This window comes from Micromonospora sp. L5 (assembly GCF_000177655.2).
Taxonomy (GTDB): Bacteria; Actinomycetota; Actinomycetes; order Mycobacteriales; family Micromonosporaceae; genus Micromonospora; species Micromonospora aurantiaca.
Map to the genome: position 1 here is coordinate 16855 of NC_014815.1, position 24927 is coordinate 41781.

Sequence of the window (24927 nt, forward strand, 5' to 3'; positions counted from 1 at the left end):
ACGTCCTCCGTTGGCAGAAAGCCTCTTGATAGGCAAGCCGACACTTGCCTATGGTGGGTGACGTGGGCGATCTGTACCAGGCGCTGGCCGATCCCACCCGCCGCCTGATCCTCGACGAGCTGACCGAGCGCGACGGTCAGACCCTGTTCGAGATCTGCGGCCGGCTGGCCACCAAGCACCAGGTCGGCTCGTCCCGGCAGGCGATCTCCCAGCACCTCGACGTCCTGGAGGCCGCCGGCCTGATCGTCACGCGGCGGCAGGGCCGCTACAAGTTCCACCACCTCGACACCCGGCCGCTGCGGTCCATCACCGAGCGATGGCTCAGGTCCGACGCACCCACCCAGGAGAATCCATGAGAATCAACCTCACCAGCGTGTACGTCGACGACCAGGACAAGGCACTGCGCTTCTACACCGAGGTGCTGGGCTTCGTGAAGAAGACAGACGTGCCGACCGGGGAGTACCGGTGGCTGACTGTGGTCTCGCCGGACGCCCCGGACGGCGTGGAGCTGCTGCTGGAACCCGACGCGCACCCGGCCGCCAAGGCGTTCAAGGAGGCGCTCGCGGGCGACGGGATACCGCTGACGCAGTTCGCGGTGGACGACGTGGCCGCCGAGCACGACCGGCTGCGGGGCCTCGGCGTGCTGTTCACCCAGGAGCCGGTCGACATGGGCCCGGTGACCACGGCGGTGTTCGACGACACCTGTGGCAACCTGATCCAGATCGCACAGTACCGGTAGCGGGTCGACAGTGGCCGGACCGTGGCGTAGCCCGGCGCTGGCGGTCGCGGTGGCGTGCCTGGAGGACGAGATCCGGGACGCCTGGGCGCGGCTGCGCGGTGAGCTGGACGTGGCGCCGGGCTCGCCCGAGGAGAGCGAGCTGGCCTGGCTCGTCGTCGACGACCCCGGGGCGTACGACTGGCGGACCGTGGACGGCGCGGTGGACCGGCTGACCTGTCCCGACTGCGGGGCACGGCTGACCGCCGGACCGGCGACGTGCGAGACGTGCGAGTTCCGCCACCGGATGCGGTTCGGCGCCCGGGAGCGCGACCGCCCGCACGTGCCGCCCGGCAACGAGCACGCGCTGCGCGTGGCCACGGCGGTGACCCGCAGCCGCCACCGCTACTCACCCCGGGCGCGGGTCGGCTACGAGCTGGTCCTGCCGGACCTGCTGGCCGGCGCCCTGCCCACGACTCCCCAGGCCCAGGCCGCCAAGGCACTCGTCAACACGTTGACCGACGACGAGTGCGACCGGGTCGTGAGCCTCGCCGAGGTCGTGGAGTTGGCGAGAGGTCGTTGACTCCGCGCGGAACCGCTGGACACGATCGGTCACTCTGGCCGCATGACGGTGTGGCGGCGCCCGTACTCGCTGGACCTGACCACCTCCGGCTTCATGGTCGTGGCGGTGCTGGCGGTCGGCTTCTTCGTGCTCCTCGTGTTCGAGGTCAGAAGCGGCAGGATGCCGGGACGGGATGCGGTGTTCCTCGGCGTGTGGAACGCCGCCGGCCTCGCTGTCGCGGTCCGCCGCGCGATGCTCGGCGTCTGGGTGAGCCCTGTCGGCGTACGCTCGCGCTCGCTGCTCCGCACGACCACAGTGCCGTGGGCGTCGGTTGCGGAGATACACAGCGGTACGGGTTCGATCGTGGGCCTGGACGTGGGACGCGACGCGATCGTCATCGAGCGGATCGACGGCGAGCCGGTGCAGACGCCGATCCAGTCCGGCGCCGTCGTCCGGCCGTTCCGCCTGGAGCTGACCCGGCTGGTCACCTGGCCGGAGCACTACGACGAGATCCTCGTGAACCTGCGGGAGTGCCATCGCAACGCCCGGCCCCCGGAGCAGCGCGCGGCGGCGAGCCCGGCGCCGGATCCGGTCCGCACCGACCGTCCGGACCCGCCGGGGCAGATCCGGCGGCTCGCTCCGAGCGCCGCGCAGCGGCGCGACATCCATGCGCTGACCAGGCAGCACGAGCGCGGGGTGCTGACCGATGCCGAGTACGCGGCCGCGTTGGCGCGGCTGCGCGGTGACGAGTAGGCGTCAGCCGAGCCGGTCGAGCAGCTCGCGGCTGCGGCTCACCACCAGCGCTGTGGCCTCGGCGTCGTACGAGGGCAGCGAACTGTCGGTGAACAGGTGCCGGTCGCCGGGGTAGACGTACAGCTCGCCGCGCTCGGGACCGACGATCGACACCAGCTCGCGCGCGGCGTCGACGTCCCCTTCGAGCCCGAAGAACGGGTCGCGCTCCATGCCGTGCACCTGCACCGCCACCCCGTCGGGCCAGGGGCCGATCGCCCACTCGCCGGTCACCGGCAGGCAGGCCTCGTAGAGCAGGGCGGCCCGGGCGCCGGCCCGGGTCTGGGCGAGCCGCTGGGCGATGGCGGCGCCCCAGGAGACGCCCGCGTAGACGAGGCCGGCGGGCAGGCCGGCGACGAGCGCGTCGGCGCGCTGGTCGAGGACGTCGCCGCCGATCCGCTTGATCAGCGCGGCGCCGTCGGAGATGGTGGCCGGCCGTTCGCCGTCGAAGAGGTCGGGGACGTGGACGGTGTGGCCACCGGACCGGAGGGAGCCGGCGAGCGCGCGGACGCCGTCCGTGAGCCCTTGAATGTGGTGGAAGAGCACGATCTCGGCCATCACTACACTCCTGAGTTGTCAGACCAGAGTTGTCGAACGAACCAGAATCTTAGAACGGTCGAGAAATGTCGGTCAATGAGCGAATCCCGGACTACGACCTCGACGACCTGCTCGTGGTCACCGCTCCGGAGCAGTTGCGTGCGCTCGCCGACCCGCTGCGGAGCACGCTGCTCGAACTGCTCCTGGAGCGCGCCGCCACTGTCAACGAGATGGCCCGCGCCGTCGACCGGCCGAAGAGCAGCGTGGCGTACCACGTGAACCAACTGGTCGACGCCGGTCTGCTGCGCGTGGTGCGGACCCGCCGGGTACGCGCCATCGAGGAGCGGTTCTACGGGCGGGTGGCCCGCACCTACTACGTCGGCGCGCTCAGCCGGGCCGAGGACAAGCAGGTGGTGTCCCGGATCAACGGGCTCGCCGAGGCGGCAGCCGAATCGGCGGCCGCGCACGCCGCCGACGAGTTGCGGTGCACGCTCGTGCACGCGCGCATCCCGATCGAGGACGTCCGCGAGTTCTGGGCGGAGGTGCAGGCGCTGGCCCGGCGGTTCGCGCAGATCCCCCGCGCCGGGGACCAGGTGTACGGCTTCGCCGCCGGCCTCTACCCCACCGACGCGCCCACGCTCCCCGACACGGAACCCGCCACCGACCCACGCGACTGACGGCCCCACCACGTGACGGCAGGGTCTTGCCGGGACGGCGAACCGGGCAGACTAGCGTCGGAAGCGTGAGCATCGGATCCCCGCGCGTCCTGCCGGCCGAGCGCGGCATCGACGAGGCAGCCGCCGTCCTGCGTGCCGGCGGGCTGGTCGCCTTTCCCACCGAGACGGTTTACGGGCTGGGCGCCAACGCGCTCGACGCCCGGGCCGCGGCGCGGATCTTCGAGGCGAAGGCGCGGCCCAGCTTCGACCCGCTGATCAGCCACCTGGCCGACGCCGCCGACCTGGCCGCGCTGGTGGGCGAGGTGCCCGCGGCGGTGGCCGAGCTGGCGAAGCGGTTCTGGCCCGGCCCGCTCACCCTGATCGTGGACCGTCCGGAGATCATCCCGCCGATCGTCACCTCCGGTCTGGACACCATGGCGGTACGCGTACCGGACGAGTCGTCGGCGCGGGCGCTGATCGCCGCCGCCGGAGTGCCGGTGGCGGCGCCGAGCGCGAACCGGTTCGGCCAGCTCAGCCCCACCCGGGCCGAGCACGTGGTGGCCGGGCTGGGCGGCGCGGTGGACGTGGTGCTCGACGGCGGGCCCACCCGGTGCGGGATCGAGTCGACGATCGTGGACGCGCGCGGTGAGCGGCCGGTGGTGCTGCGGCTGGGCGCGCTGCCGGTCGAGGCGCTCGTCGAGGCGGTCGGCCCGGTCGAGGTGCGCCAGGGCAGCTCCGGCCAGCCGGTCGCGCCCGGGACGCTCGCCGCGCACTACGCCCCGCGTACCCCGTTGCGGTTGGGCGCGGCGGCCGAGCCCGGCGGCGGCCGGCGGGGCTTCCTGGCCTTCCGGGAGCCACCGGCGGACGGCGACTGGGCGGCGGTGGAGGTCCTGTCGCCCGACGGCGACGTGACGGCGGCGGCGGCGCGCCTGTTCGACGCGCTGCACCGGCTCGACGCGGCCGGGGTGACCGAGATCGTCGCCGAGCCGGTGCCGGAGACCGGCGTGGGCCGCGCGATAAACGACCGGCTGCGCCGGGCCGCCGCCACCTGGCGCTAGGACTGGTCGGCGTCGGGTCGCCGATGCGAACCCGGCTGCGGCAGGCGGTCGACCAGCTTGGTCAGCGCACCGTTGGCGAACGTCGCGCCGAGCGCCGACCCGGTGGCGATGGTCCAGCCCACCGGGCCGAGCGGGGTGCAGCCGAAGAACTGGCTGACGCCCGGCGTCTGCACCACAGCCACGAGCACGCCGACCGACGCGGCGGTGGCGGCGAGCACGCTGGGGCTGGTGCCGCCGGCCAGCACGGTCTGGCCGAGCTGGGTGCCGATCAGCGAGGCGAGCGCGACGGTGCTGGCACGCCGCTGGGTGCCGGTCCACCTGGCGATGGTCCAGCCGGCGGTCGCGCCCAGCGTGGTCGACGCCGCGCGCAGCCCGATCTCCCGGGTCATGGTGACGCCGAGCGACGAGTCCGGCCCTTCCCGCAGCAGATGGTCGGCGCTGTCGTCGGCGGGCGGGCGGACCGCGATGGCGAGTGCGGGTGCCAGGTCGGTGAGCAGGTTGACCAGCAGGAGTTGCCGGCCGGTCAGCGCGGACCGGCCGGTCGCGGCGGCGGTCAGCACGCTGAACGCGATCTCGCCGAGGTTGCCGCCGACCAGGATGCTCAGCGCGTGCCGCACCGACGACCACATGGCCCGTCCCTCGACGAGCGTGGCGATGATCGTCTCCAGCCGGTCGTCGGTGACCACCAGGTCGGCCGCCGCGCGGGCGGCGGGAGTGCCGCGCTGGCCGAGCGCGATGCCGACGTCGGCGAGCCGGATCGCGGGCGCGTCGTTGGCACCGTCACCGGTCATCGCGACAGTCCGGTCCTGGCGCTGCAACGCCTGGATGATCCGTACCTTGTGGGCGGGCGTGCAACGCGCCACCACGTCGGTGGCCATCAGGCGCTCGGCGAGCGCGGCATCGTCCAGCCGGTCCAGGTCGGTGGCGGTGACCACGCGCTGCCCGCCGTCGTCCGGGCTGATCTTGGCGGCGATCGCCTCGGCCGTGGCCGGGTGGTCACCGGTGATCATGACGGTGTGCACGCCCGCCGCCCGGATCCGGGCCACCGCCGGCCGGGCGCTCTCCCGCACCCCGTCGGCGAGCGTCAGGAAACCCACGAAGACCAGCCCGTCGACCTGCTCGTCGCTCACCTGCTCGATGGAGACCTGGCACTCGGCCACGGCGAGGATGCGATGCCCGGCACCGGCCCGCCCGGCCAGCATGGCCTGCACCTCCTCGCGTCCGGCCGCATCAAGCGGCCGGTCACCCTCGGCGGTGCGCCGGGACGCGCAGCGCGGCAGCACCGACTCGGGGGCGCCCTTCACGCTCAGCAGCAGCCCGTCGGCGGCCCGGCCGACGGTGGCGCTGTAGCCCCGGGACGGCTCGAACGGCATTCCGGCCGTGGCGGTCCACTCCGCCGCGCCGGTCTGCTCGGTCACCCCGGCGGCGTCCGCGCCGTGGCGTACCGCCCGGTCGGTCTGCTGCGGCAACTCGTCCGGATCCGCCGCAGCAGGGGTGGCCCGCACCGCGGCGGCCAGCGTCGACCGGAGCGGCTCGTCGAGTTCGTCCAGCACGCCGTACCGGCCGTCACCGGTACCCACCCCCGCCAGCAGCAACTTCCCCTCGGTGAGCGTGCCGGTCTTGTCGAAGCAGAGCACGTCGACCCGGCCCAGCGCCTCGATGGTCCGGGGGTTGCGGACCAGGGCGCCGTGCTCGGCCAGCCGCCGCGCCGCCGCCAGCTGCGCGGCGCTGACCAGGAACGGCAACCCCTCCGGCACCGACGCGACGGCCAGGTTCGCGGCGGTCGCCGCCGTTTCGGCGAGGGGTACGCCCCGAAGCAGCCCTGCGCCTGCGACAGCGATCGCCGAGGCGGCCGCAAGGGGTACGGCGCTGCTGGTCAGCCTGCCGAGCCGCGCCTCCACGCCACTGGCGGGAGGGGCCTGCCGGGCCATGGCGAGGCTCCGCCCGGCCTCGGTCTCCGCACCGGTGGCCACCACCACTGCGGTGCCGTGCCCGGCGGCCACAGTGGTGCCCTCGAACAGCATCGAGTGCCGTTCGGCGATGGCCGCCGCCACCACCGGTTCCGGACTCTTCGCCACCGGCAGCGACTCGCCGGTCAGTGACGACTCGTCCGCCTCCAGCCCGTCGCTCGTCAGCACCCGGCAGTCGGCCGGTACGGCGTCCCCGGAGCTGACCGTGATCACGTCGCCGCGGACCAGTTCCTCGGCGGGCACCACCCGCTCGGCGCCGTCGCGCAGCACCCGGGCGGTGACCGCCGATCGGGACAGCAGCTCGGCAAGCGATCGTTCGGTGTTGCGCTGGTGCACCGCGCCGACCAGAGCGGACCCGCCCACCACGCCACCCACCAGGGCCGCGTCGACGAGTGAGCCGAACGCGGCGGAGAGCACCGCACCGGCGGCCAGCACCGGGGTGAGCGGGTTGGACAGCTCCTCCACGAACGCGCGGAGCAGCCCGGCCGGGCCGTGCTCGTCGCCGACCTCGACGCGCCGGCGACGGGCCGCCTCGTCCTCGGCAAGCCCGGACGGGTCGGTGGCGAGCTGGTCCAGGACGGTCTGCGCCGGCATCAGGTGCCAGGCGGTGAGCGCGGGCATCGGTGCGCCGGTCCGGTCCGGCAGCCGGTGTGCCCGGAACACGCCGTGCGCGAACGCGAGCGCCGCCGCGCCGTTCACCGCGGCGAGCGTCGGGCGGGGCAGCCGCCGCCGGTCGGCGGTGAACGCGGCGAGCGCGCCGAGCCCGCTGCCGGCCATCGAGATCCGGACGTTCTGCTCGGTCATCCGGCGGGCCACCCCGACGGCGTCGACGAGCAGGGCCGGTACCCGCAGGTCGTCACCGACCAGCAGGTGCGCGCCCCACGGCGGCAGGTCGTCCGGGCCGTACACGCCGAGGCCGCAGTCCGAGGCGGCGAGCGCCGACCGCTCACCGGAGACCACCATCACCACGGCGCCCTCGCGTTGCAGGTCGTGCACCGCGTCGGCGAGCCGGGCACCACCGGGTACGAGCAGGTCCGCGAAGTCGTACCGGCCGTCGTCCGCGCCGCCGACCACGAGCCGCAGGCCCGCCTGCCGTGCGGCCGACGCCAGCGCGTCCACGCCCGGCGCGGGCTCCGGCTCGACCCGCAGTACGGCGGCGAGCCGGCCGTTCTCCGCCAGCCCGAGCAGCCGTCCACCGTCGGCGCGCAGCCGGGCGCTGTCCGGGGTGTCGCCGGGATCGTCGGCGCCGAGGCGGTCCAGCGGGCCGATCCGCCAGCCCTCGGCGGCGCGAACCGCGTCCGGCTCGGCCGGGTCGAACAACGCGAACGCGCGCGCGGCGACCTGCCCGGTGTCGGCGTCGGCCAGCGGCGCGAGATCGGCCAGGACGCCCCGGTCCGAACCGAGCACCGCCGCGTCGAGCACCACCGTGTCGATCCGGTCCAGCTCACGCAGCACACTGCGGTCCATCGCGATCACGCCGCGCCGGGCGAGCATCCGGCCGAGCTGGGCGCCGTACCCCTCCCGGCCGGAGCCGGGCGCCTTCGGCAGCGAGGACAGCGCCAGCGCGGCTGCGCGCTTCGGCCCCAGCACCGGCAGCGCCGCCGCCCCGGCGACCGCGCCGGCCGGAAGCACCCGCTTGGCGTACCGCTCGGGCTGCCCGTCCGGCACCGGGCAGGGCCGCTCGCCGTCGGGCACCCGGGCCACAGCCCGCTCCGGGTCACCGGTCAGGTGCGGCTCGGCCCGCCGCCACGCGTTCAGTTGAGCGGCGCCCTCACCCCACTGCACGACCCGCTGCGCGCCGTCCAGCACGATGCCCGCCCAGCCGCCGGTGAGACCCTGCACCACCGCCTCGGCCAGCGGGAACAGCACCTCGGCGCGCGGGTCGGCGCGGATGCCCAGACCGGCCAGCGCGTGCAGCTTCGGGTGCAGGTCGACCGCGCCGAGCAGACCGGCCACCTCGGCGGGAATGGGAGTGAGCGGCAGGACACGGGTGGCAGCGGAGATGCTCAACCCGAGCACGTCGGACAGCAGCGCGCCGAACGTCCGCGCGGTACGCGGGCCGTCCTCGGGCGGCTGCGGCGGTTCGATCTCCGGGTCCGGCTCGTACGGGCAGGTCTGCTCCACGCGCGCCACCGTGGCGATCAGGTCGCGCAGCTTCGGCGCCGGATCCCCGGTCGCCACCACCACCCGGCCCGACGGCGCGTTCACCCGCGCCCAGGCGACACCCGGCATCGACTCCAGCGCCGCCTCGACCTGACGGGCCAGCCGGTCGCCGCCGTCCTGGCAGACGCCGTGCACCTCGATGTGGTGGCGGCCGTCCTGCGACCACACGCGGCGGCTGGTCAGCCCGGTGAGGCGGGCCAGCCGGGCCGCCGCCGTACCGACGCTGCCCGCCACCTCGCTGACCCGGGCCGGCACGGCATCAGTGGGCAGGGCCGAACCGACGGTACGCGCGACACGCGCGGCGGTCTCCGGTACGACCGTCGGCGACAGCAGGAGGCCGGCGAACCGTCCCAGCGAGGTCATCGAGTCGTACGGCCGGGCAGTCGGTTGAAGGTGTCGCAGCCGTACGCCATCTCGCCTCCCGGTCTCGTCCCGGCGGCCCGACTTCCCGGCGCGGCGTCCGTTATGCCACCCCGACGGCAGAATTTTCCGGGGCATCGCCCCGCCGTTCCCGGCCGACGAGACGCGCGCCACAGTTGACCTCAACCGGGGGTGAGGTCCGAGGCTGAACGCCATGACCAGCACCACCGCCGTTCCGGCTGATCCACCCGTCGACCTCTGGTCGCCGCGCCTGCGGGCGATGACGGTGGGCAGTGTCGCCCTGGTGTCCCTGCTCGCGTTCGAGGCGCTGGCGGTGGGCACCGCCATGCCGACCGTGGCGCGCAGCCTCGACGGGCTCGGCCTGTACGCGCTGGCGTTCGGCGGTTCGTTCGCCTCCGGCGTGGTGGCGATGGTCGCCTCCGGCATCTGGTGCGACGCGCGCGGGCCGCGCCCGGCCATGTGGCACGGTGTCGTCTGGTTCGTCGCCGGGCTCGTGGTGGCCGGCGCCGCCACGACCATGGAGGTGCTGGTCGTCGGGCGGGTGGTGCAGGGCTTCGGCTCCGGACTGGTCTCGGTGGCGCTCTACGTGGTCGTCGGGCAGGCGTACCCGGAGCAGTTGCGGCGGCGGATCTTCGCCGCGTTCGCCGCGGCCTGGGTGGTGCCGTCGCTGGTCGGTCCGGCCCTGGCCGGACTGATCGTGGAACATCTGGGCTGGCGGTGGGTGTTCCTCGCGGTGCCGGCGGTGGCGATCCCGGCGGCGCTGCTGGTCCAGCCGGGGCTGCGGGCGCTGACCGCCACCGTGGCGACCCGGCCGCCGGCGGGTGCCCTGGCCCGGATCGGCTGGGCCTGCGGGGCGGGGGCGAGCGCCGCACTGCTGCACTACGGGGGGCAGCAGCGCGGCGTGCTCGCCGCCGCCCTGATCGCCGGGGCGCTGGCCGGGCTGTTCGTCTGCGTGCCGCACCTGCTGCCGGCCGGGTTCCTGCGCGCGGCGCGGGGACTGCCGACGGTGATCGGCCTGCGCGCGCTGGCGTCGGCGGCGTTCGTGGCCGCCGAGGTGGTGATCCCGCTGATGCTGTCCCGGGAGCGCGGTTTCTCGCCCACCGGCGCCGGCCTGGTGCTGACGGTCGGGGCGCTGTCCTGGTCGGTCGGCTCGTGGATCCAGGGGCGGATCCGCTCACCCCGCTCGGCGGCGACGCTGCCCCGGGCCGGGCTGGCCTGCATCACGATCGGTACGGCGGGCGTGGCGTCGGCGCTGGTGCCCGGACTGCCGGTGCTGCCGGCCGTGCTGAGCTGGTCGGTGGCCGGGCTGGGCATGGGCCTGCTCTACCCGTCGCTGTCGGTGCTCACCCTGGAGCAGTCCGCCCCGGCCGAGCAGGGCCGCAACAGCTCCGCGCTGCAACTGGGCGACTCGCTCGCCGCCGCCACAGTGCTGGCGCTCACCGGCGCGGTCCTGGCCGCCGGTGCGTCCCCCGGCCCGGCCGGCTTCGCGACCACGCTGGCTGTGGCAGCCACTTGCGGCCTGCTGGGCCTGCTGCTGGCCGGCCGGGTGGTCCTCCGCCCCACCCCCTGACCCGCCCTGCCCGCCCCCGCCCTCCCACCCTCTGCCGGTTGATCAAGGAGTTCGGGTCGGTCTTCGAGCCTCCGTCCGACACGAACTCCTTGGTCAACAAAGGGAGGGCAGGGCCGAGGTGGCCCTCGGGGGCGCAGGATCGGGGTGAAAGGGGCGGGGGCGGGCGGCTGTCACGATCCGGGTCGGCGTTCCGTCCCATCGGGGAGCCGCGGTGTGGCGGTTGCGCGTGGGCGGGAGGAGTGGGCGATGCGGGTGCTGGTGACCGGGGCGACCGGGCGGCTCGGGCGGGTGGCGGTGCCGCGGCTGCGGGACGAGGGCTTCACGCTGCGCGCGATGAGCCGCGGGCCGCGTACCGGGGACGGGGTCGAGTGGGTGACCGCCGACCTGGCCACCGGCGCCGGGCTGGCGGAGGCGGTCGCCGGGGTGGACGCGGTGCTGCACCTGGCCTCGTCGCCGCAGCGGCGCACCCACGACATCGACGTGCTCGGCACCCGCCGGCTCGCGGTGGCGGCCGGTCACGCCGGGGTACGTCACCTGGTCTTCGTGTCGATCGTCGGCGTCGACCGGGTGCCGCTCGGCTACTACCGGCACAAGCTCGCGGCTGAGCAGGTGGTGGCCGCCGGACCGGTGCCGTGGAGCGTGTTGCGGGCGACCCAGTTCCCGGAGTTTCTGGAGGGGCTGCTCAGCGGCGCGAGCCGCCTCGGCCCGGTGATCGGGGACCGGGCCGTGCTCGCCCAGCCGGTCGACCCCGGTGAGGTGGCGGACCGGCTCGCCGTTCTGCTGCTGGCCGGACCGTCGAACCGGGTGGAGGACTTCGGCGGACCGGAGGTGCTGCGCTACGACGACGCGGCCCGCGCCTGGCTCGCGGCCCGGCGGGTACGCCGTCCGCTGCTGCCGGTCCGGATCCCCGGCCGGCTCGGACGGGAGCTGCGCGCGGGTGGCCTCACCACGACCGCCACGCCGACCGGCACCCGGACCTGGGCCGACCACCTCGCGGACACGTACGGGGGAACCGCCGGAAGATGAGAAACGGTCGGGTCCGCACCGGCCTACGGTGACCGCATGCTGGTCTTCGTCGCCACAGTGGTCCTGTACGTCTTCGGTTTCGTCTTCCTCTACGGCGTGATCCGGGTCGGCGTCCGGCACGGCATCGAGGACGCCGAGGCGAACCGTCCCGAGGTGCTGCGCCGCCGGCAGCTCACCACGACCGAGAGCCGGGACTTCGCGCAGGAGAACGCGTTCCTCACCAATCCCAACTGAAGGGCGGGGGCGGGGTCCGGCCGGTCGATCCGCCGGGCGGGTGCGAGGATCGCGGCATGATGGGGACGCTGAAGACGGAGCCGGCCCGGACCCGGCTCGACCTGCTCGCCCCGCCGGTCGCCGCGGCCCTGCAGGATTGGCCGGCCGAGGCCCCGGTGGACGTGGACGACGTACTGGTCGCCCCGATCGACGCCGACCTGGCCGACACCGCTGCCTTCTGCGAGGCGTACGGGGTGGGGCTGGAGGAGTCGGCCAACTGCGTGGTGGTCGCCGGCAAGCGCGGCGGCGAGACCCGGTACGCGGCCTGTGTCGTGCTCGCCACCACCCGCGCCGACGTCAACGGTGTGGTCCGCAAGCTGCTCGACGTGCGCAAGGCGAGCTTCGCGCCGATGGCCGAGGCGGTCGAGTCGAGCGGCATGGAGTACGGCGGCATCACGCCGATCGGCCTGCCGGCGGACTGGCCGATCCTCGTCGACTCCCGGGTGATCGCCACGCCGCACGTGATCATCGGTTCGGGCGTACGGCACAGCAAGATCGCCCTGCCCGGGCCGGCGCTCGGCGCGCTGCCCGGGGCGAGGGTGGTGGAGGACCTGGCCAGGCCGGCCTAGGTCCTCATCCGCATCGATCTTGTTCCACGTGAAACATCAGGCTGCCGCTTCGCGCTGCGCCACCTCGCGCAGCGCGGCGAGCAGCGTCTCCGGCTCCTGGGCGCCGGTGACCGCGTACTTTCCGGCCAGCACGAAGGTCGGCACGCTGGAGACGCCGAGCTGGTGGGCGGTGCTCAGGTCGGCGGCGACCTCCCGGCGGCCCAGGTTCGACTCCAGGTACTGCCGCGCCTCGGTCTCGTCCAGCCCGGCCTCGCCGGCCAACGTGACGAGCGCGTCGATCGAGCCGACGTCGATGCCGTCGTGGAAGTGCGCCCGGTAGAGCCGCTCGACCATCTCGGCGGAGCGCCCGTGCTCGGTGGCGAAACGCACCAGCCGGTGCGCGTCGAACGTGTTCGCGGCCACCGCCCGGTCGAACCGCAGGTCCAGGCCCGCGCCCGCGGCGACGCCCGTCACGTGCGCGGCCATGCCCTCGGCCTTGTCCCGCCCGCCGAACTTGTCGCCGAGCGCCTCCAGCAGCGGCTTCGGCTCGGTGACCGGAGTCGGGTCCAGCTGGAACGGCCGGAACCGGACGTTCACCTCGCCGTCGTACGACTCCAGGGCCTGTTCCAGCCGGCGCTTGCCGATCCAGCACCAGGGGCAGACCACGTCGGCGTAGATCTCGATGTCCATGACCAGCGACAACCCGCGGGTCAGGAGATCTGTTCCCGGACCTGGCGCTTGAGCCGGGCCAGGATGGCGGTGCCGCCGCGTACGCGCAGCGGGCTGATCGCCTGCGCCAGGCCCATCCGCTGGTAGAGGTCGTCCGGTACGGCGAGCACCTCCTCGGCGCTCGCCCCGGCCAGCCCTTCGGCGAGGATGCCGGCGAACGCCCGGGTGGTGGGCGCCTCCGGCGGGCAGTCGAACACAGTGCTCACGGTCTTGTCCGCGTTCACCTCGGCGCGCAGGAAGAACGCAGTCTGGCACTCGGGGACCTGCTCCAGTTCCTCCCGGTTCACACCCTCGGGCAGGGGCGGGATCACGTCCGCGAACTCCAGCAGCATCTCCAGGACGACGTCGCGGGGCGCGGCGGCGAACTCGTCGACGATCTCGGCCAGCTTGGTCGGCATCTCGGGCATGGGTCGAGGCTATCCGCCGCCGCGCGTCGCCACCCGGCGGTGCCGAGCGGGGCCCCGCCGCACGTGCGGAGCCCGCGCTCACACGTTCGGCGCGGCCTCGCTGATGTCGCTGAGTGCCGAGTGGGGGTCGAGCTGCATGGCGAGGTCACCGAGGGAGACGATGCCGACGAGCTTGCGGTCGCTGTCGCACACCAGCACCCGGCGGATGTTGCGCTCGCGCATCAGCGCCGCCGCCTCGTTCGCCGTGCAGTGCTGTTCGATCATCACCACCTCGCGGGTGATGATCGAGCCGATCGTGGTGGTGCCGGGGTCGGCACGCTCGGCCACCGCCCGGACCACGATGTCGCGGTCGGTCAGCATGCCGGCGAGCGTGGCCCCGTCGGTCACCACCACGTCGCCGATGTCCGACTCCTTCATCACCCGGGCCGCCTCGTCCAACGGGGTCTCCGCCGAGAGGTAGACCACCTGCCTGGTCATCACGTCACTGACGCGGAACATGAGAGCCTCCGAACGCTTTGGTCGATCCGTCTGCGGTACCCGGTGGCGCGCTCGCTACACCCCGTCGCGGCGCGTCGCGCCCGCCTCGTCGCGCAGGCGCTCCACGATGGCCTCCACCGGCAGCTCGGTGCGCTCGCCGGTGGCCCGGTCGCGCAGTTCCACGTACCCCTCGGCCAGGCGGCGGCCGACCACGACGGCGCGCGGGATGCCGATCAGCTCGGCGTCGGTGAACTTCACCCCGGCGGACACGTGCGTGCGGTCGTCGACCAGCACCCGCAGGCCGGCGGCGGCGAGGCGCCCGCCGAGGTCGAGCGCCGCGTCGAGCTGCGGCCCCTTCCCGGCGGCGATCAGGTGTACGTCGCACGGCGCGACCGCCGCGGGCCAGACCAACCCTCGGTCGTCGTGGTGCTGCTCGGCCACTGCGGCGACCGCCCGGGACACGCCGATGCCGTAGCAGCCCATCGTGGGCCGGACCGGCTTGCCCTCGGGGCCGAGGACGTCGACCGCGAACGCGTCGGTGTACCGGCGTCCGAGCTGGAAGATGTGCCCGATCTCGATGCCCCGCCGGATGGTCAGCTCGCCGTCGGCGCAGGCCGGGCAGCTGTCGCCGGGCCGCACCTCGGCGGCCTCGATCGTGCCGTCCGGTACGAAGTCGCGCCCGCACACCACGTCGGTGGCGTGCCGGCCCGGCTCGTTCGCGCCGGTCAGCCAGGAGGTGCCGGGCACCACGCGGGGGTCGACCAGGTAGCGGATGCCGTGCTTGGCCAGGATCTGCGGGCCGATGTAGCCGCGGACCAGCTCCGGGTGCGCGTCCCAGTCCTCGAAGACCGCCACCGTGGCCGGGGCGAGCACCGCCTCGACCCGCTTGAGGTCGACCTCGCGGTCGCCGGGCAGGCCGATCACCAGCGGTTCGCCCTGTTCGGCGCCGGCCCGTCGGACGGTGAGGACCACGTTCTTCAACGTGTCGGCGGCGGTCCAGCCGGTGCGCCCGCCCAGCTCCCGGGCCTCGGCCAGCTCGACCAGTGCAGCGATGGTCGGCGTCTCCGGGGTGTCGTGCACCTCGGCGGGCGGGTACGCGTCGGGGTCGCCGGCGGCCGGGGCGCGGGTCACCACCGCCTCGGTGTTCGCCGCGTAGTCGCAGGCGGTGCAGCCGACGAACGTGTCCTCGCCGACCGGCGTGGCGGCCAGGAACTCCTCCGAGGCGGACCCACCCATCGCGCCGGACATCGCGTGGACAGTGGTGAAGTCCAGGCCGAGCCGGGTGAAGACGCGCTCGTAGGCGGCCCGGTGCCGGTCGTACGCCGCCTGGAGCCCGGCCTCGTCCAGGTCGAACGAGTAGGCGTCCTTCATCAGGAACTCGCGCCCGCGCAGCAGACCGGCCCGGGGCCGTGCCTCGTCGCGGAACTTGGTCTGGATCTGGAACAGCGTCACCGGGAAGTCCCGGTACGAGGTAAACAGGTCCTTCACCAGCAGCGCGGCCAGCTCCTCGTGGGTCGGCGCGAGCAGGTGCTCGGCGCCCTTGCGGTCGGCGAGCGTGAAGATGTCGTCCCCGTACTCGGTCCACCGCCCGCTGGTCCGGTACGGCTCGGCCGGGAGCAGCGCCGGGAAGTGCACCTCCTGGTCGCCGATTCCGGTCATCTCGTCCCGCACGATCGCGGTGATCCGGTCCAGCACGAGTTTGCCCAGCGGCAGCCAGGTGTAGCCGCCCGGCGCGGCCCGGCGGACGTAACCGGCGCGCAGCAGCAGCCGGTGGCTCGGCACCTCCGCGTCGGCCGGGTCCTCGCGCAGGGTCCGGAGCAGCAGGGTCGACATGCGCAGCAGCATTGGCGCAGCTTATGGCGCGAGCGGACGACCGGGCGATCCCTTTCCGCGCTCGTGTCGGATCGATCGTCGCCAGCTCGGCGAGGTGGCGGCATCCGACTGGTGTCGATACCGCCACCCCGCCGAGCTGGCGCGGACGGTCCAGCAAACGTCCCGGGGGTCGGGTAGGAATGCGGCATGGCTGAGCGACCGCTGATGAAGCTGACGACCACGGTGCTGGACGCGCCGTCCGCAGAGGACCTGGCCGCGTTCTACGAGCGGCTGCTCGGCTGGTCCCGTCGCGAGGACGAGTCCGACTGGGTGGTGCTTGCTCCGCCGGACGGCGGCACCTGGCTGGCCTTCCAGGACGAGCCGGCCTACGTGCGCCCGGTATGGCCCGCCGGGCCCGGCGACCCGCCGATGATGACCCACCTGGACATCAAGGTCGACGACCTGGAGGCCGCCTCGGCGTACGCGGTGTCGGTGGGCGCGACACTGGCCGACTTCCAGCCGCAGGACGACGTCCGGGTGCACCTCGACCCGGCCGGTCACCCGTTCTGCCTCTACCTGTGACGGGTGACCGGCTCCTACGGCCGGCTAGCTGACCTTGGTGCGGTAGATCGCCGTCGCGGCGGCGTAGGCGGCCAGGAGCAGGCCGGCGCACCAGGCGAGCGCGATCCAGACGTCGTTGCCGACGGGTTGCTGAGCGAAGAGCGCGCGGAGGGTGTTCACGATCGATGTCACCGGCTGGTTGTCGGCGAACCAGGCGACCGGGCCGGGCATCGAGTCGGTGGGGACGAACGCCGAGCTGATGAAGGGCAGGAAGATCAGCGGGTAGCTGAAGGCGCTCGCGCCGTCGACGGTCTTGGCGGACAGGCCCGCGATGACGGCGACCCAGGTCAGGGCGAGGGTGAACAGGATCAGGATGCCGGCTGCGGCGAGCCAGCCGACCACCGATGCACCAGTCCGGAATCCCATGATCAGGGCGACGCCTGTGACGATCACGAGCGAGGCCAGGTTGGCGACGAGCGAGGTCAGGACATGCGCCCAGAGCACTGAGGGCCGCGGGATCGGCATCGACTGGAAGCGCTCGAAGATGCCGCCCTGCATGTCGAGGAACAGGCGGTACGCCGTGTAGGCGATGCCGGACGCGATCGTGATGAGGAGGATGCCCGGCAGCATGTAGTTGATGTACGACTCGCCGGATCCGGTGTTGATGGCTCCACCGAGCACGTACACGAAGAGCAGCATCAGCGCGACGGGTGTGACCGCCGTGGTGATGATGGTGTCCGGGCTGCGGAGGATGTGCCGCAGGGAACGGCCGGTGAGGGTTCCGGTGTCGCTGAGGACGTGGATGGTCATCGGGATTCCTCTCCTGCGGGCACGGCTGCCTTGTCGGCGGCCCTGGCGGTGTGGCCCACGAGGGCGAGGAAGACGTCCTCAAGGGTCGGCTGCTTCTCGACGTACTCGACCTTCGCGGTCGGGAGGAGCCGCTTCAGCTCGGCGAGAGTGCCGTTCTGGATGATCGTTCCCTCGTGCAGGATCGCGATCCGGTCGGCGAGTTGCTCGGCCTCGTCGAGGTACTGGGTGGTGAGCAGGATGGTGGTGCCGTCCTCGGCGAGCTGCCGCACTGTCCGCCAGACCTCGATGCGGGCCTGCGGGTCGAGGCCGGTGGTCGGCTCGTCGAGGAACACGACCGGCGGGTTGCCGACGAGACTCATCGCGATGTCCAGCCGCCGGCGCATGCCGCCCGAGTACGTCCCCGCCCGGCGGTTCGCGGCGTCGGTGAGGGAGAAACGGGCAAGCATGTCGTCGGCGACCGCACCCGGATTCCTCAGGTGGCGGAGCTTCGCGACCAGGACCAGGTTCTCCCGGCCGGTGAGCACTTCGTCGACGGCGGCGAACTGGCCGGTCAGGCTGATCGACTTGCGTACCTCGGCGGGAACCGAAGCGACGTCGAAGCCGTGGACGGTCGCGGTGCCGGTGTCCGCCTTGAGCAGCGTCGACAGGATCCGCACGAGCGTGGTCTTTCCGGCGCCGTTCGAGCCGAGCAGAGCGAAGATGCTCCCGGCCGTCACCTCGAAGTCGACGCCCCGCAGCACGTGCAGGTCCTTGTAGGACTTGGTGATGCCCCGAACCCGGATGGCGGGTTCGCGCGTCGCGGTGGTCATGAGTGTTCCTCCCCGCTGTTGCCGGCGGCGGCGTCGATCGCCTTCCGGAGGCGCTCGCGCTCCTTGTCCATCCACTGCCTCCCGGAGTACGCGGACACGAACGTCTCGGCGAACTCGACCGGGTCGTCGCCGACGATCGCGCGGACGGGCGTGTTGTCGGCGACCGCGCGCTCCCAGAGGTCCACGGAGTCGCCGAGCATCGCGACGAGTGTGTTCCCGTCGACGATCCCGCCCTGGTACATGAAGTACCGCTGGAGCGCCTTGGCCGCGCTGCGATGGGGTTCCGGCAGGGCCTCCATGCGGGCCATGTGCCGCTTGTACTGCTTCTTCTGGTCGAGCGATCCGACGAGCGTCTCGATCCACTTCGCGGCCATGCTCATGCTCCTTCGTCGTGCCGGTCGTCGTTGTCACGAAGGTGGTCGATGCGTTCCGCGAGGACGCTCCACGTCCGCCAGAACTCGGCGAGCTGATCCCGCCCCTTTGCGTTGATCGAATACACCTTCCGCGGGGGCCCCTTCTCGGAGGGAACCTTCTCCACGTCCACGAAACCGCGTTGCTCGACGCGGACGAGCAGCGCGTAGATGGTGCCTTCCGCGATGTCCGAGAATCCGCGGTCGCGCAGCCAGGCGGTGATCTCGTAGCCGTACGCGGATCGGCGGGCCAGGATCGCCAGGACGATGCCTTCGAGGGTGCCCTTCAGCATCTCCGTCATCTGGTTGGCCATGTCCTCGTTCCCTCGCTATTGAGCGTCGCTGAGTACCAGTAGAAAGTAACACTAGGTACCGGTAGCTAGCAACGCTTAATACCGGGGATCCCGGAGAACCGCTTCCTCTAAGTTCGGCGGATGACCACCACTCCTTCGGCTCGCGCCGTGAGCCAGTACGCGACGACCACCGGCAACCTGACCGCCCGCATCGCACTGCACTCGTACGGCACGAACCCGCAGGGCTGGTTCGCCTGGCTGGGCGAGCGGCTGCCGCTGACCGGGGACGTGCTGGAGGTGGGTGCCGGCACCGGCGAGCTGTGGCGCCGGGTCGGCCGTCGCGGCCGGCTCACCCTCACCGACTTCTCACCCGCCATGTGCGCGCGGCTGCGCGAGGTGCCCGGCGCCCGGGTGCTGCGCTGCGACGCCACGTACCTGCCGTTCCGAGCCGGCGTCGCCGATGCGGTGATCGCCAACAGCATGCTCTACCACCTGGACGACCCGGACGCCGCGCTGCGCGAGTTCGCCCGGGTGCTGCGCCCCGGCGGGCGGCTGGCCGTCGCCGTGAACGGCCGCGACCACCTGGCCGAGCTGAACACGCTCGGCCCGGTGATCGGCCGTCCGGACCTGGCCGTCCGGTTCCACGACCGGAACGACGTGACCGCCGAGGCGACACCGGCCCGGGTCGCCGCCCACTTCGACGACGTGACGGTCGAGCGCTACCCGGACGAGCTGGTGGTGCCCGCCGCGGAGCCGATCCTGGCGTACGTCGCCAGCATGATCGGGCCGCTCACCGCCGCGCAGGAGGCGGCCGCCCGCGCCGCGATCCAGGCCCGCATCGACGCCGAAGGCGCCTTCCGGGTACGCAAGCACACCGTGCTGATCAGCGCGGCGCGCGGCTCCCGCTGACCCGGACGAAGGCACGCCAGGCGTCGGGCGTGAAGGTCAGCACGGGTCCGGCCGGGTCCTTGCTGTCCCGCACCCCGACCACACCGGCCAGATTGTCCGCCACCTCGACACACTCGCTCTGCCCGCTGCGCGTGGACTTGCGCCAGACCGCGCCGATCAGCTCCATGACTCGACCACTTCCTTCATCAGCTCGATCGACTGCCGGCGGGACAGTGCCTCGCTCCGGACGCTCTCCCATCTGGACAGCAGGATAGCCACGTCCTCATCCTTGTAGATCACTGTTCCGCCGAGTTGGTTCTCCAGGTAGCCGATCCAACCCCCGTCGCCGCCCCGAGCGAGGGTGAACGGCCCGGTCAGTCCGATGTGCAGGCCCGCGTCGGCCGGAATGACGTGTACCGCGACGTGTGGGTGGCTGCTCGCCTCGATCAGGTGCGCCACCTGCTGGCTCATCAACCCGCGAAAGCTCTCGTCGGCGCGGCGCAGCACGGTTTCCTCGATCACCGCGACGAACTTGGGTGGATCGGCTCCGGCGAGCACCGCCTGCCGGTCGAGCCGGACCGCGAGTCGTCGTTCGGCCTCCTGGTCGGCGAGCATGTCGTCCGTGCGGATCATCGCGCGGGCGTAGTTCTCCGTCTGCAACAGGCCCGGGATGAGACTCGGCTGGTAACAGCGCAACTGCTGCGCCTGGCGTTCGGCTTCGAGCCAGGGGCGGAACCAGCTCGGCTGGCCGTCGCGCTCGGCGAGCTTGAGCAGCGACATCAACAGCCCGCCGGTGCCGAGCACCTCGTCGGCCCGGGCGAGGAAGAACCGGTCGAGCGGCCGGTGGCCCAGCTCGACCGCCGACACCTGGGAGCCGGAGAAGTGCACGAGCCTCCCGAACTCCTCCTGGCTCAGCTCGGCCCGCAGCCGCAGTCGCCGCAGTTGCGCGCGGATCAGCTCGGCGGTCGGCTCGTTCTCCACACGCCCTCCTCAGTCCGCCGTCGGTCTCCCGGCCTCTCCCCGGACCGGCCGCGACGGCTTCCGAGCGTAGTGGTGTCGTCAGCAGACTGTCACGCATGAACCTTCCCGTACCGCGGCTCGGGCCGTACCCCGATCGGCCACGCCCCTACCCGCCGGACCACCCGGCCCACCTGCCGATCCGGCCGCTCTGGCTCTGCCGCGCCTGCGGCGGACCGTGGCCCTGCGCGAAGGCCCGCCTGCTGCTCAAGGTCGAGTACGCGGACCACCCCGTCGACCTGGCGGTCTACCTGTCCGGGCTCTACCACGAGGCCACCCACGACCTGTTCCGCCTCAATCCACACGACGGGCCGACCCCGCGCGAGCTGTTCGAGAGGTTCGTCGGCTGGGGCCCGTACCGGCGGAGCATCACCGATACGATGCCCGCGACATGACAGCGCCCGGGGACTTCGACCTGACGACGGACGAGCTGCGCGAGGTGGCGCGGTACGCGGTCCGGCACGCGGAGGACGTCCTCCCGGTCTACGAGCGGGCGGTTCCCGGTGACCCGCGTCCCCGTGCGGCCGTCGACGCGGCCTGGACGTTCGTGCGCGGCGCCGCCCGGACGAAGCTCCAGCGGATCGCGTCGCTCGACGCGCACCGGGCCGCCCGGTCCGCGCCCACCGAGGCCGCGCGCCTCGCCGCCCGGGCCGCCGGTGACGCCGCCGCGGCCGCGTACCTGCACCCGATCGCGAAGGCCACCCAGGTCGGCCACATCCTGCGGGCCGCCGCCAACGCCGCGCGCGTCGCCGAACTGGAGGCGGGCGGCGACGAGACCGCCGGCGAGGCGCTGCTGGAACGATCCCGGCGGCTCGCCACACCCGTGCTCGTCGACGTGCTCCGCCGCTACCCACCGGTGACCGGCGGCGGCAGCCGGGTCGCCCGGCTGATGAGCAGCCTCGACCACGACCTGCGCCGGGGTGACGCCGGGGCGGAGGTCGCGCCGTGATCCTGCCGAAGATCCGCGATCCCCGGTTCACCACGATCCGCCGGGGCGGCACGCTCACCGACGAGCACCACCACCTGCTGGCGCTCTGGGCGGCCACGTGCGCCGAGCACGTCCTCGGGCTGTTCGAGGCGGTCCGGCCGGACGACAGCCGCCCACGCGAGGCGATCGAGCACGCCCGCGCCTGGGTGCGGGGCGAGGTCAGGATGATGGAGGCGCGTGCGGCGGGCGGTCACGCCATGGGTGCGGCCCGGGACCTGCGCGGGGCGGCACGCAACGCCGCGTATGCCGCCGGTCAGGCCGCCGTCGTGGCCCACGTGGCCGCCCACGAACTCGGTGCCGCCGCGTACGCGATCAAGGCCGTACGCGCGGCGGCGCCCGCCGGTCTCGGCGAGGCGGCCGGGCGCGACGAGTGCCGATGGCAGCGCGACCAGCTCCCGGCGGAGATCCGCGACCTGGTCCTGGACGACCAGCGCCTGCGCAACGACATCTGCTGGTCTGTCTTCGACTGCTGACGCCGGCGGTGCCGGTCGAGAAAGAGTCACCGGCGGCGGCAACCATGGCGTGGACAACTGGCGTCTCGGAAGGCATCACGCTGATGCACCACCTGACCCCAAGGACCGGCTCGTGTGGACCCTCTCCTGAATGAGTTCGACCTGTTCGTCCGAACTCGCACCCCCGCGTTACTGCGATCCGCCTACCTGCTGACCGGCGACCAGCACCTGGCCGAGGATCTCGTCCAGTCCGCGCTCGCCCGTACCCACCGTGCCTGGAACCGGTTGCACGAGACCGGCAACGCGGAGGCGTACACCCGGAAGATCATGTACCACCTGCAGGTCTCCTGGTGGCGGCGCCGCCGGGTGGCCGAGTCGATGCCGGGCGACATGCCCGAGCCGCGCGGAGGCGACTCGACCCCCGACCACGCCCAGCAGACCACGCTCCGGCTGACCCTCCGGTCCGCGCTGGCCCGGCTGTCCGCCAAGCAACGGGCCGTGCTGGTCCTGCGGTTCTTCGAGGACCGCACCGAATCCGAGGCCGCCGACCTGCTCGGCGTGACCGTCGGCACCGTCAAGAGCCAGACCTCTAAGGCGCTGGCGAAGCTGCGCAGCGTGGCCCCGGAGCTCGCCGAGCTGTACGTCACGGAAGGAACCGCCCGATGAACCAGGACCGACTGCGTTTCGACCTGGCCGACCTGGCCGAGGAGGTCACCCCGGTCGACCTGCGTGACCGGGCGCTGCGTACCTCGCGGCGGCTCGGCATCCAGCGGGCCGTCGCCACCTCCGCCGCCGCGCTCGTGGTGCTGGCCGCCGCGACCGGGACGGCACTGGCGATCCGGCCGAACAGCCAGGCGCCCGCACCGGCCGGCCCGTCGGTCACAGTCACCGCCCCGCCGGTCGAGCCGTCCCGCACGCCCTCCACCGATCCGTCCCGCACATCGTCCGCCGACGCGAGCACCGCCACGGGCCAGGCGCAGTCGTCGCTGGCCGGTACCCGCTACTACCTGCAGCAGACGTCCACCCGGTCGCGGATCCACGAGGTCCGCGGCACGCAGGACCGGGTGGTTCACGAGGTCGTCCACGAGGCCGCCTCCCGCTGCGAGGCCAACACCGTCAGCATCTCGCCGGACGGCAAGCGGGTGGTGTGGGTGCAGGACAGCACCGACAACGCGAACGGGGTGCTGCTGATCGCCACCGTCGGAGAGAAGGGGGCGACGACCCTCGCGGAGGGAATCAGTTGCCTCGGTGCCCGGCCGCTGCGGTGGAAGGGCGACGACCTGTTGATGGTGCAGCGGAAGAACCGCCAGTCCGTGCTCTACGACGTGACGGCCAACAAGCAGGTCGTCGGCGACCCCGGACAGGAGACCAAACGCTGCTGGTCCGCCGACGGCACCTGGCTGGCCGCCGAGTCGGACGGCAAACCCTACGTCTCGGACACCACCGACCTGCGGCAGTACACCTACACCCCTCCCCAGCAGGAGGCCGCGAAGTGGGACGGCTGGGAGGCCCGCAGCGTGTCCACCGACGGCCGCTACGTGGCAGTGGGCTGGATCGGCACCGACCCGTCCCGCCGGGACGGCAGCTTCGCGGTCGTCGACACCAGGACCAGCAAGGTGGTCGACCTGCCCGGCACGGGCGAGGTGCGGAGCATCCTGTTCAGCGCCGACGGCACGGTGCTGCTGCGGCGCGGCACCGGCGTCACGGTCCTCGACCGTGAGTTCAAGCCACTCGGCACGGTGACCGAGCCGGCACCGACCCGGAACCGGGCACTGCTGGCGTACGTGCCCTGAGCCGCCTCAGACAACCCCTACAGGCCCCTGGCGCTTCGTGCGCCGGGGGCCTGTCCGCGTCCGCCGACCCGGGGCCGAAGTTCTTTCGATCGGGCGGCAACCATGCAGATCGAAACCGACGTCTGGGAGTGCATCAGAGACGCGCACCAACCAACCCCCGAGGATCGAATCGTGAACGTCATCGTCACCAGCGCCCGCGGACTACGTACCGTCGCCGCCCTCGCCGCCGCCGCGTTCGTCGCCGTGGGCGTGAGCGCCTGCGGCGACGGCGGGTCCACGCCGTCCGCCCCCGCAGCCGGGCAGTCGTCCGCCGCCGCACCGTCGTCCGCCGCCCCGAGCCCGTCGGACGCCTCCTCCGCCGCACTGCCCGGCACCCGGTACTACCTGTCGTTCGGCGAGCAGGCCGCGGAGGTGCACGTCGTCAAGGGCGGCACCGACCGGGTGAGCGCCAGCGTCCCGTACGGCGGCGGCGACTGCGTCCGGAACACCATCACCATCTCGCCGTACGGCGAGCGGCTGGCCTGGGTGGAGGGAGCGGCCGGAGCGGAGGCCGGCAAGCTCGTGACCACCCGGATCGACGGCAGCGACCGGGCCACCATCGCGGCGGAGCCGCCCTTCTCCGGCAAGGCGCCCTGCGACGGCGGCGACCCGCTCGTGTGGAACACCAACGACCGGGTGCTGGTGCAGCAGGACGGCCACATGGCGCTCATCGACCTGAGCAGCCGCAAGCCCGCCGACGGCGACGCCGGCAACGAGACTCTGAAGTGGTGGACGCCGGACGGCCGCAACTGGGCCGCCGTCTCCGAGGGGCGGCCGTACGCGACGACCGACCCGAAGGTGACGTTCTACCGCTACACGCCGCCGGCGGCCCAGGCGGCCCGCTACGACGGCTGGCGGGTCCGCAGCGTCTCGGCGGACGGCCGGTACGTAGCCGTCGGCTGGATCAACAAGGACGAGACCCGCAACGACGGGAGCTTCGCGGTCGTCGACACCAGGACCAGCAAGGTGGTCGACCTGCCCGGCACGGGCGAGGTACGGGGCATCCTGTTCAGCACCGACGGCACGGTGCTGGTCCGGCGCGACAACGGCATCAGCGTGCTGGACAAGCGTTTCCAGCCGGTCGGGACGGTGACCGAGCCGGCCGGGCTGAGCGGGGCGCCGCTGCTGGCTTACGTGCCTGCCTGACGAAGGGCGACGCGGGGCGGGTCACCGACGGGTGGCCCGCCCCGCGTC

At 73.1% G+C, this 24927-nt stretch carries 30 protein-coding genes; 18 read left to right on the plus strand and 12 right to left on the minus strand.

The window, feature by feature from the left end; all coding sequences use genetic code 11:
- Positions 1-50: 50 nt before the first annotated feature.
- Genes ML5_RS00085 through ML5_RS00100 form a run of 4 tightly spaced genes read left to right on the plus strand, consistent with a single transcriptional unit; the run spans position 51 to position 2030 of the window.
- Complete coding sequence (locus ML5_RS00085; protein WP_013283242.1) at positions 51-356, plus strand: helix-turn-helix transcriptional regulator; 306 nt, start codon at positions 51-53, stop codon at positions 354-356.
- Positions 353-739 carry a VOC family protein gene (locus tag ML5_RS00090; protein ID WP_013283243.1) on the plus strand — a complete coding sequence of 129 codons (387 nt, stop codon included), beginning with the start codon at positions 353-355 and terminating at the stop codon, positions 737-739. The genes ML5_RS00085 and ML5_RS00090 overlap by 4 nt, the downstream gene beginning before the upstream one ends.
- A 10-nt stretch (positions 740-749) precedes the next feature.
- Complete coding sequence (locus tag ML5_RS00095) at positions 750-1298, plus strand: hypothetical protein (RefSeq protein WP_013473317.1); 549 nt, start codon at positions 750-752, stop codon at positions 1296-1298.
- A 42-nt stretch (positions 1299-1340) separates the two neighbouring features.
- The gene (locus tag ML5_RS00100; RefSeq protein ID WP_013473318.1) at positions 1341-2030 is read left to right on the plus strand and encodes a PH domain-containing protein; all 690 of its coding nucleotides are present in this window, start codon (positions 1341-1343) and stop codon (positions 2028-2030) included.
- A gap of 3 nt (positions 2031-2033) precedes the next feature.
- Here the strand turns inward: ML5_RS00100 and ML5_RS00105 are convergent, their stop codons facing one another.
- Positions 2034-2624 carry a dienelactone hydrolase family protein gene (locus tag ML5_RS00105; protein ID WP_013473319.1) on the minus strand — a complete coding sequence of 197 codons (591 nt, stop codon included), beginning with the start codon at positions 2622-2624 and terminating at the stop codon, positions 2034-2036.
- Positions 2625-2689: 65 nt separating this feature from the next.
- Between ML5_RS00105 and ML5_RS00110 the strand changes: the two genes are divergently transcribed.
- Both ML5_RS00110 and ML5_RS00115 read left to right on the plus strand, forming a co-directional pair.
- The gene (locus tag ML5_RS00110; RefSeq protein ID WP_013473320.1) at positions 2690-3280 is read left to right on the plus strand and encodes a helix-turn-helix domain-containing protein; all 591 of its coding nucleotides are present in this window, start codon (positions 2690-2692) and stop codon (positions 3278-3280) included.
- A gap of 89 nt (positions 3281-3369) precedes the next feature.
- Positions 3370-4317: an L-threonylcarbamoyladenylate synthase gene (locus ML5_RS00115; protein ID WP_041784381.1), complete on the plus strand. Its 948-nt coding sequence runs from the start codon at positions 3370-3372 to the stop codon at positions 4315-4317.
- Here the strand turns inward: ML5_RS00115 and ML5_RS00120 are convergent.
- Entirely contained in the window at positions 4314-8813 is a 4500-nt protein-coding gene (locus ML5_RS00120; RefSeq protein WP_013473322.1) for an HAD-IC family P-type ATPase, read from the minus strand. The two genes, ML5_RS00115 and ML5_RS00120, sit on opposite strands and share 4 nt — an antisense overlap.
- A 211-nt stretch (positions 8814-9024) precedes the next feature.
- Between ML5_RS00120 and ML5_RS00125 the strand changes: the two genes are divergently transcribed.
- The 4 genes from ML5_RS00125 (at position 9025) to ML5_RS00140 (ending at position 12269) form a co-directional block, all read left to right on the plus strand.
- Complete coding sequence (locus tag ML5_RS00125; RefSeq protein ID WP_013283250.1) at positions 9025-10401, plus strand: MFS transporter; 1377 nt, start codon at positions 9025-9027, stop codon at positions 10399-10401.
- A gap of 213 nt (positions 10402-10614) precedes the next feature.
- A complete protein-coding gene (locus ML5_RS00130) occupies positions 10615-11427 on the plus strand; it encodes an SDR family oxidoreductase (RefSeq protein ID WP_236619339.1) in 813 nt (270 codons plus the stop codon).
- A 36-nt stretch (positions 11428-11463) separates the two neighbouring features.
- Positions 11464-11661 (plus strand): hypothetical protein, encoded by a 198-nt coding sequence (locus ML5_RS00135; RefSeq protein ID WP_013283252.1) that lies wholly within the window; start codon positions 11464-11466, stop codon positions 11659-11661.
- 59 nt (positions 11662-11720) lie between these two features.
- Positions 11721-12269, plus strand: a complete 549-nt coding sequence (locus ML5_RS00140; RefSeq protein WP_013473323.1) for a YbaK/EbsC family protein — start codon at positions 11721-11723, stop codon at positions 12267-12269.
- Between the two features lie 36 nt (positions 12270-12305).
- Here the strand turns inward: ML5_RS00140 and ML5_RS00145 are convergent, their stop codons facing one another.
- The 4 genes from ML5_RS00145 to ML5_RS00160 form a co-directional block, all read right to left on the minus strand.
- The gene (locus tag ML5_RS00145) at positions 12306-12938 is read right to left on the minus strand and encodes a DsbA family protein (RefSeq protein ID WP_013473324.1); all 633 of its coding nucleotides are present in this window, start codon (positions 12936-12938) and stop codon (positions 12306-12308) included.
- A 20-nt stretch (positions 12939-12958) separates the two neighbouring features.
- Entirely contained in the window at positions 12959-13384 is a 426-nt protein-coding gene (locus tag ML5_RS00150; RefSeq protein ID WP_013283255.1) for a SufE family protein, read from the minus strand.
- A 78-nt stretch (positions 13385-13462) separates the two neighbouring features.
- Complete coding sequence (locus tag ML5_RS00155) at positions 13463-13882, minus strand: CBS domain-containing protein (protein WP_013283256.1); 420 nt, start codon at positions 13880-13882, stop codon at positions 13463-13465.
- 54 nt (positions 13883-13936) lie between these two features.
- Positions 13937-15706, minus strand: a complete 1770-nt coding sequence (locus tag ML5_RS00160; protein ID WP_013473325.1) for a proline--tRNA ligase — start codon at positions 15704-15706, stop codon at positions 13937-13939.
- A 174-nt stretch (positions 15707-15880) separates the two neighbouring features.
- Here ML5_RS00160 and ML5_RS00165 point away from each other — a divergent pair, with 174 nt between their 5' ends.
- Complete coding sequence (locus tag ML5_RS00165; protein ID WP_013283258.1) at positions 15881-16255, plus strand: VOC family protein; 375 nt, start codon at positions 15881-15883, stop codon at positions 16253-16255.
- Between the two features lie 24 nt (positions 16256-16279).
- Here ML5_RS00165 and ML5_RS00170 read toward each other — a convergent pair whose 3' ends face one another.
- From ML5_RS00170 to ML5_RS00185, 4 genes are read right to left on the minus strand one after another with little or no spacing between them, the layout of a single operon-like run.
- Complete coding sequence (locus ML5_RS00170; protein ID WP_013283259.1) at positions 16280-17044, minus strand: ABC transporter permease; 765 nt, start codon at positions 17042-17044, stop codon at positions 16280-16282.
- Positions 17041-17853: an ABC transporter ATP-binding protein gene (locus ML5_RS00175; protein WP_013473326.1), complete on the minus strand. Its 813-nt coding sequence runs from the start codon at positions 17851-17853 to the stop codon at positions 17041-17043. The genes ML5_RS00170 and ML5_RS00175 overlap by 4 nt, the downstream gene beginning before the upstream one ends.
- Complete coding sequence (locus ML5_RS00180) at positions 17850-18227, minus strand: DUF1048 domain-containing protein (protein WP_013283261.1); 378 nt, start codon at positions 18225-18227, stop codon at positions 17850-17852. Before ML5_RS00180 ends, ML5_RS00175 begins: the two co-directional genes overlap by 4 nt.
- Positions 18228-18229: 2 nt before the next feature.
- Positions 18230-18577 carry a PadR family transcriptional regulator gene (locus ML5_RS00185; RefSeq protein WP_013473327.1) on the minus strand — a complete coding sequence of 116 codons (348 nt, stop codon included), beginning with the start codon at positions 18575-18577 and terminating at the stop codon, positions 18230-18232.
- Between the two features lie 120 nt (positions 18578-18697).
- Here ML5_RS00185 and ML5_RS00190 point away from each other — a divergent pair, with 120 nt between their 5' ends.
- Positions 18698-19465, plus strand: a complete 768-nt coding sequence (locus ML5_RS00190) for a class I SAM-dependent methyltransferase (protein WP_013473328.1) — start codon at positions 18698-18700, stop codon at positions 19463-19465.
- Here ML5_RS00190 and ML5_RS00195 read toward each other — a convergent pair.
- Both ML5_RS00195 and ML5_RS00200 read right to left on the minus strand, forming a co-directional pair.
- Positions 19440-19631, minus strand: a complete 192-nt coding sequence (locus ML5_RS00195) for a DUF397 domain-containing protein (protein WP_013473329.1) — start codon at positions 19629-19631, stop codon at positions 19440-19442. The genes ML5_RS00190 and ML5_RS00195 overlap by 26 nt on opposite strands.
- Positions 19622-20425 (minus strand): DUF5753 domain-containing protein, encoded by an 804-nt coding sequence (locus ML5_RS00200; protein WP_013473330.1) that lies wholly within the window; start codon positions 20423-20425, stop codon positions 19622-19624. The genes ML5_RS00195 and ML5_RS00200 overlap by 10 nt, the downstream gene beginning before the upstream one ends.
- A 95-nt stretch (positions 20426-20520) precedes the next feature.
- On the opposite strand from ML5_RS00200, the gene ML5_RS00205 reads away from it, so the two are divergent.
- The 6 genes from ML5_RS00205 to ML5_RS00230 all read left to right on the plus strand — a co-directional run bounded on the left by ML5_RS00205 (position 20521) and on the right by ML5_RS00230 (position 24879).
- Positions 20521-20856 carry a hypothetical protein gene (locus ML5_RS00205; RefSeq protein ID WP_013473331.1) on the plus strand — a complete coding sequence of 112 codons (336 nt, stop codon included), beginning with the start codon at positions 20521-20523 and terminating at the stop codon, positions 20854-20856.
- Positions 20853-21410 carry a putative immunity protein gene (locus ML5_RS00210; protein ID WP_013473332.1) on the plus strand — a complete coding sequence of 186 codons (558 nt, stop codon included), beginning with the start codon at positions 20853-20855 and terminating at the stop codon, positions 21408-21410. Before ML5_RS00205 ends, ML5_RS00210 begins: the two co-directional genes overlap by 4 nt.
- Complete coding sequence (locus tag ML5_RS00215) at positions 21407-21922, plus strand: putative immunity protein (protein ID WP_013473333.1); 516 nt, start codon at positions 21407-21409, stop codon at positions 21920-21922. The genes ML5_RS00210 and ML5_RS00215 overlap by 4 nt, the downstream gene beginning before the upstream one ends.
- A gap of 114 nt (positions 21923-22036) precedes the next feature.
- Positions 22037-22567 carry a SigE family RNA polymerase sigma factor gene (locus tag ML5_RS00220; RefSeq protein WP_013473334.1) on the plus strand — a complete coding sequence of 177 codons (531 nt, stop codon included), beginning with the start codon at positions 22037-22039 and terminating at the stop codon, positions 22565-22567.
- On the plus strand, positions 22564-23694 hold the full coding sequence (locus ML5_RS00225) for a hypothetical protein (protein ID WP_013473335.1): 1131 nt from the start codon (positions 22564-22566) through the stop codon (positions 23692-23694). Before ML5_RS00220 ends, ML5_RS00225 begins: the two co-directional genes overlap by 4 nt.
- Positions 23695-23865: 171 nt before the next feature.
- Positions 23866-24879, plus strand: a complete 1014-nt coding sequence (locus ML5_RS00230; RefSeq protein WP_236619340.1) for a hypothetical protein — start codon at positions 23866-23868, stop codon at positions 24877-24879.
- The last annotated feature ends 48 nt before the right edge of the window (positions 24880-24927 follow it).

What these genes read in the sequence shown, in the direction of transcription:
- ML5_RS00185 (WP_013473327.1), bottom strand. Translation starts at nt 18,577, where the DNA reads ATGGCCAACCAGATGACGGAGATGCTGAAGGGCACCCTCGAAGGCATC.
- ML5_RS00135 (WP_013283252.1), top strand. Translation starts at nt 11,464, where the DNA reads ATGCTGGTCTTCGTCGCCACAGTGGTCCTGTACGTCTTCGGTTTCGTC.
- ML5_RS00155 (WP_013283256.1), bottom strand. Translation starts at nt 13,882, where the DNA reads ATGTTCCGCGTCAGTGACGTGATGACCAGGCAGGTGGTCTACCTCTCG.
- ML5_RS00175 (WP_013473326.1), bottom strand. Translation starts at nt 17,853, where the DNA reads ATGACCACCGCGACGCGCGAACCCGCCATCCGGGTTCGGGGCATCACC.
- ML5_RS00225 (WP_013473335.1), top strand. Translation starts at nt 22,564, where the DNA reads ATGAACCAGGACCGACTGCGTTTCGACCTGGCCGACCTGGCCGAGGAG.
- ML5_RS00085 (WP_013283242.1), top strand. Translation starts at nt 51, where the DNA reads ATGGTGGGTGACGTGGGCGATCTGTACCAGGCGCTGGCCGATCCCACC.
- ML5_RS00195 (WP_013473329.1), bottom strand. Translation starts at nt 19,631, where the DNA reads ATGGAGCTGATCGGCGCGGTCTGGCGCAAGTCCACGCGCAGCGGGCAG.
- ML5_RS00145 (WP_013473324.1), bottom strand. Translation starts at nt 12,938, where the DNA reads ATGGACATCGAGATCTACGCCGACGTGGTCTGCCCCTGGTGCTGGATC.
- ML5_RS00170 (WP_013283259.1), bottom strand. Translation starts at nt 17,044, where the DNA reads ATGACCATCCACGTCCTCAGCGACACCGGAACCCTCACCGGCCGTTCC.
- ML5_RS00165 (WP_013283258.1), top strand. Translation starts at nt 15,881, where the DNA reads ATGGCTGAGCGACCGCTGATGAAGCTGACGACCACGGTGCTGGACGCG.
- ML5_RS00160 (WP_013473325.1), bottom strand. Translation starts at nt 15,706, where the DNA reads ATGCTGCTGCGCATGTCGACCCTGCTGCTCCGGACCCTGCGCGAGGAC.
- ML5_RS00110 (WP_013473320.1), top strand. Translation starts at nt 2,690, where the DNA reads ATGTCGGTCAATGAGCGAATCCCGGACTACGACCTCGACGACCTGCTC.
- ML5_RS00105 (WP_013473319.1), bottom strand. Translation starts at nt 2,624, where the DNA reads ATGGCCGAGATCGTGCTCTTCCACCACATTCAAGGGCTCACGGACGGC.
- ML5_RS00120 (WP_013473322.1), bottom strand. Translation starts at nt 8,813, where the DNA reads ATGACCTCGCTGGGACGGTTCGCCGGCCTCCTGCTGTCGCCGACGGTC.
- ML5_RS00090 (WP_013283243.1), top strand. Translation starts at nt 353, where the DNA reads ATGAGAATCAACCTCACCAGCGTGTACGTCGACGACCAGGACAAGGCA.
- ML5_RS00210 (WP_013473332.1), top strand. Translation starts at nt 20,853, where the DNA reads ATGACAGCGCCCGGGGACTTCGACCTGACGACGGACGAGCTGCGCGAG.
- ML5_RS00100 (WP_013473318.1), top strand. Translation starts at nt 1,341, where the DNA reads ATGACGGTGTGGCGGCGCCCGTACTCGCTGGACCTGACCACCTCCGGC.
- ML5_RS00190 (WP_013473328.1), top strand. Translation starts at nt 18,698, where the DNA reads ATGACCACCACTCCTTCGGCTCGCGCCGTGAGCCAGTACGCGACGACC.
- ML5_RS00205 (WP_013473331.1), top strand. Translation starts at nt 20,521, where the DNA reads ATGAACCTTCCCGTACCGCGGCTCGGGCCGTACCCCGATCGGCCACGC.
- ML5_RS00180 (WP_013283261.1), bottom strand. Translation starts at nt 18,227, where the DNA reads ATGGCCGCGAAGTGGATCGAGACGCTCGTCGGATCGCTCGACCAGAAG.
- ML5_RS00125 (WP_013283250.1), top strand. Translation starts at nt 9,025, where the DNA reads ATGACCAGCACCACCGCCGTTCCGGCTGATCCACCCGTCGACCTCTGG.
- ML5_RS00150 (WP_013283255.1), bottom strand. Translation starts at nt 13,384, where the DNA reads ATGCCCGAGATGCCGACCAAGCTGGCCGAGATCGTCGACGAGTTCGCC.
- ML5_RS00140 (WP_013473323.1), top strand. Translation starts at nt 11,721, where the DNA reads ATGGGGACGCTGAAGACGGAGCCGGCCCGGACCCGGCTCGACCTGCTC.